Origin of the sequence: Kitasatospora sp. NPDC059599 (assembly GCF_042735125.1) — a bacterium.
GTDB lineage: Bacteria > Actinomycetota > Actinomycetes > Streptomycetales > Streptomycetaceae > Kitasatospora.
In genome coordinates this window covers 1-4149 of record NZ_JBHWCL010000277.1, presented here as the reverse complement: position 1 = coordinate 4149, position 4149 = coordinate 1, and the positions used below count along the sequence as shown (strand labels likewise).

4 protein-coding genes and 1 pseudogene are annotated in these 4149 nt (G+C 72.9%); 3 read left to right on the top strand and 2 right to left on the bottom strand.

Annotated elements, in window-relative coordinates; translation table 11 throughout:
* Both ACFV04_RS43395 and ACFV04_RS43390 read right to left on the bottom strand, forming a co-directional pair.
* Positions 1 to 137, bottom strand: a pseudogene (locus ACFV04_RS43395) (electron transfer flavoprotein subunit beta); the annotation flags it as partial.
* A 289-nt stretch (positions 138 to 426) separates the two neighbouring features.
* Complete coding sequence (locus ACFV04_RS43390; protein ID WP_380536588.1) at positions 427 to 840, bottom strand: TlpA family protein disulfide reductase; 414 nt, start codon at positions 838 to 840, stop codon at positions 427 to 429.
* Positions 841 to 1066: 226 nt separating this feature from the next.
* Between ACFV04_RS43390 and ACFV04_RS43385 the strand changes: the two genes are divergently transcribed.
* The 3 genes from ACFV04_RS43385 to ACFV04_RS43375 all read left to right on the top strand — a co-directional run bounded on the left by ACFV04_RS43385 (position 1067) and on the right by ACFV04_RS43375 (position 4035).
* On the top strand, positions 1067 to 1492 hold the full coding sequence (locus ACFV04_RS43385) for a DUF4395 domain-containing protein (protein ID WP_380350145.1): 426 nt from the start codon (positions 1067 to 1069) through the stop codon (positions 1490 to 1492).
* 287 nt (positions 1493 to 1779) lie between these two features.
* Positions 1780 to 2550 carry a lysophospholipid acyltransferase family protein gene (locus ACFV04_RS43380; RefSeq protein WP_380350142.1) on the top strand — a complete coding sequence of 257 codons (771 nt, stop codon included), beginning with the start codon at positions 1780 to 1782 and terminating at the stop codon, positions 2548 to 2550.
* 348 nt (positions 2551 to 2898) lie between these two features.
* Positions 2899 to 4035, top strand: coding sequence for a TolB family protein (locus tag ACFV04_RS43375; protein WP_380536586.1), 1137 nt, complete (start codon positions 2899 to 2901; stop codon positions 4033 to 4035).
* The last annotated feature ends 114 nt before the right edge of the window (positions 4036 to 4149 follow it).

Here is a 4149-nt window from a genome sequence, read left to right as displayed (position 1 = left end):
TGCTCCACGCCGTACTCGTCCAGCTCCGACAGGAGACCGTCCACACCCTCCCGGTCGGTGGTGTGGTCGTCCGCGAAACGACGGTCACCCGTCGCATCCGGCACGTACTTCACACAGACGACGATCCTCAAGCTCACGGCCTTGTCTCCTGTACTGGTCTCGTCCGACGGCTGCGGCTGTGCAAGCGGGGGCGAACACGGAACGCACCCGCTCCGGGCAGCGAATTCCCGTGCCGGTCCGGAACTTCCTGGCAGCATACTCGCCGGTAGCCCAGTGGTCACTACTGGCCAGTAGCTTATGCCGGGCGGCCGCGCCGGCCGCCTGCACCCATCCTGCCCCAGGCGGGGGCCGACTCCACCCGACGGGGCGGACCGACCACGACGGGATCCTCCCCGAGGAGGTCCGGCGAGGGTCCGACAGGGGTCCTCAGACCGCCTGGCCGACCGCCGCGATCACGTCCGCCCGGCGCGGCTGCCCCGTTGCCCGCCGGACCACCCGGCCGTCCGCGTCCAGCACCAGGACAGTAGGCGTCCGCCGGACCTCCAGCCTGCGGACCAGCTCCAGCCGCGCCTCGGCGTCCACCTCGACGTGCGCGACCCCCTCGACCATCCCGGCCACCTCCAGGAGCACCCGCCGGGTCGCCCGGCACGGCTGGCAGAAGACCGTCGAGAACTGCACCAGCGTCGCCCGCGCGCCGAGCGGCCCGCCCAACTCCGCCGCCGACAGCCGTACCGCCCCGTCCGTGGTCCGCACCCTCATCCTCCCGTCACACACCGCCCGTACCAGCCCGAACGCGGTCGCCAGCGCCAACACGACGACGCACACCACCAGCCCGGTCATCCCCCCAGTCTGCGCCAGCCCCGGCAGCCGCCGAAAGACGGTCGACCGCCGGGGGCGGGCCGCGTACGATCGGCCGGTGGACTCCGAGCGCTCCTCACCGCCGCTGCCGACCGCCCGCCGCGTCATCGCCCCGGGCCGGGCCCCGGAACCCCACTGACGCCACCGTCGCCACCGCCCGCCGCCACTGCCCGCCGCTGCCGCCCGTCGCGACCCTTCCGGAGCCCCCGTGCAGACCGACCCCCGCGGTCCCCGTTTCTCCGCCGCGCTCACCTCGGCCGTCCTGATCGTCGTCCTCCTCACCGGCAGCAGCACCCTCCTCGTCGGCCAGGCGCTCGTCTTCGCCCTCGGAGCCTTCGGCGGCTTACGGCTCTCCCCGTACGACTGGGTCTTCCGGGTCCTGGTCCTGCCCCGCCTGGCCCCGCCGTCCGAGACCGAGGACGAGCGGCCGCTGCGCTTCGGCCAGGGGATCCTCATGGTGTTCGCCGCGGTCGGCACCCTCGGCCACATCACCGGGGTGACCTGGCTCTGCCTGCTGGCCACCTCGGCCGCCCTCGCCGCCGCGTTCCTCAACGCCGCCTTCGGCTACTGCGTCGGCTGCGAGCTCTACCCGGTCGTCCGGCGCGCCCAGGGCCGCCTCACCGCCGGAGCCTGACCCGGCGCCTCCACCGGGCGCCGGCCCGGCCCGCCGGTGCGGCCCGCCTCCAGCCGCAGCCCCCGGCCGGGGAACGAAAAGGTTCCCGTTCGAATTCATCACAGAGATCACACCGTGAAAATCGGCTTGACCGCACGCCTCAGGTGACAGCAGGCACTCGTTCGGGGGATCATCTCCGTGTATCACCCGTGACCGCCGCGGCGTGCCGTGCTCCGGTCGGCACCGCCCGCGCGACGTCACGGGCCCCCGCCGAACCGGGTTCCGGCCCGTGGAAGTCAGGACTGACCGTGGCAGAGTTCGTGTACCCGCCGGTAATCGGCGCCGCACTCACCGCCTTCCGCGCGCTCGACGTGCGGATCAAGATCGTGGGTGCCGAACACATCCCCGCCAGGGGGGGAGCGGTACTGGTCAGCAATCACATCAGCTACCTGGACTTTCTCTTCGCCGGCCTCGGCGCCTACCGCGGCGGCAAGCGCAAGACCCGTTTCATGGCCAAGGACGACGTCTTCAAGCACGCGGTCTCCGGCCCGCTGATGCGCGGCATGAAGCACATCCCGGTGGACCGCACCGACGGCCAGCCCGCCTACGAGGCCGCCGTGCGCGCCCTCAAGGCCGGCGAGGTCGTCGGGGTGTTCCCCGAGGCGACGATCAGCCGCTCGTTCATGCTGAAGAAGTTCAAGACCGGCGCCGCCCGGATGGCCGCCGACTCCGGCGCCCCGCTGCTGCCCGTCGTCCTCTGGGGCACCCAACAGCTCTGGACCAAGGGCCGCCCGAAGACCCTGACCAAGCGCCACGTCCCGGTCACCATCATGATCGGCGAACCGATCCACCTCGGGCCGGGCGACAAGCCCGTCATGGTCACCAGACGACTCCGCAGCGCCATGAGCGAGATGCTCGACCGGGCCCAGCGCGAGTACCCCGGCAAGCCCTCCGGCCCCGACGACACCTGGTGGCTGCCCGCCCAGCTCGGCGGCACCGCCCCCACCCTGGAGGTCGCGGAGGCCGAGGACGAGGCGGAGGCCATCGCCAAGGCCGAGCGCCGCGCCGCCCGGGACTGACGAACCCCTCCCCCGCACTACTCCGTGCGACCGAGTGAACGCGATCCGTCGCGTGTCGCCGGCCCGCCGACCCTCCCCGTCTGACACAGTGACAGTTCCTTTCAGGGGGCCTTCGTCCTGAATCGGCGACGGGGGCAGACGTCGAGCGGTCGACAGAGGTCGGAGGCGGAGATGGCAGGGATCACCGGTACGAGGCAGTCACCCACGAGCAGGGCCCGCACACGCGCAAGCGCCGGTGCGGGCCTTCTGCTTCTGGGCACCCTGCTCACCGGCTGCGGGGCCGAACCCGGGGAGATCCCGCTCTCGGAAATCCGGCCGGAATCACCCACCGCCACGCCGACACCCGCCGTGATCGGCGCCGCCGCAGCAACCCCCGCCGCGGCCACCGCGCACAACGGACTGATCGTCAGCCGGGCCTACACCGACGCCTCCCGCACCACCAGCGCCATCGTCACCCTCGCCCCCGACGGCAGCGGCCAGAACCAGATCACCCAGCCGCCGGACCGCGCCCACGACGACCGCCCCGACTGGTCCCCCGACGGCACCGCCATCGCCTTCGACCGCACCGACCCGCAGACCGGCGCCGCCCGGCTCTGGACGGTTGCCACCTCCGGCGAGGGCGCCCACCAGATCAGCCAGCTCTGCGACAGCTCCAGCGGCGGCGCCGACTGCGCCAACGAGGACGAACGCGCCCCCGCGTTCTCCCCGGACGGCAAGCAACTCGCCTTCAGCCGTTCCTGGGGCGCCCTGGACCCGGCCGACAACACCCGGACGCAGTACTCGGACCTCTACCTGATGAGCCCCGGGGGCACCGACGTCCAACGGCTCACCTTCCTCACCAACGACAAGCCCTACTCCGGCTCGGTCAGCAACCCCAGCTGGTCCCCCGACGGCAAGCAACTCACCTTCGAGTACCGCACCAGCGCCACCGGGCAGCCCGCCAACAGCCGCGCCATCTACGTCGTCAGCGCGGACGGCACCGGCCTCCGCCAGCTCACCCCCTGGGAACTGCGCGCCGGCGAGCGCGCCGAATGGTCCCCCGACGGCACCCGGATCCTCTTCACCACCTACCCGGCCGGCCCCGACAACGCCCCCGGCGGCGGCATCTACACCGTCCACCCCGACGGCACCGCCATCGGCGCCCTCACCACCGCCCCCTCGGACGCCTTCTACGGCGCCGCCGCCTACGCGCCCGACGGCCAGTCCATCGTCTTCACCCAGGCCCCCGCGGGCGCCGGCGCCGACCTCTACAGCATGCGACCCGACGGTACGGGCGTCGCCCGCCTCACCAACAGCGCCGACAAGTGGCTCAACCGCCCGGCCTGGGGCACCGCGGAACCTCCGGCCGCGCCGGCTGCCCCGGCAGGTTCGGCCGCTCCGTCCGCTCCGGCTGCCCCGGGCCAGGGTGCCCAGCCCGAGGCCCAGCCGCCGGCACAGGCCCAGGGACAGGCGCCGACGGAGGACCCGGAGGCCGACGACGAGTGAGCCGGCGGCCGCGAACGGCCCGGAAACGCGAAAAGACCCCCTCCCGAAAGGGAGGGGGTCTTTTCTGAATGATTGTTCGGCGGCGTCCTACTCTCCCACAGGGTCCCCCCTGCA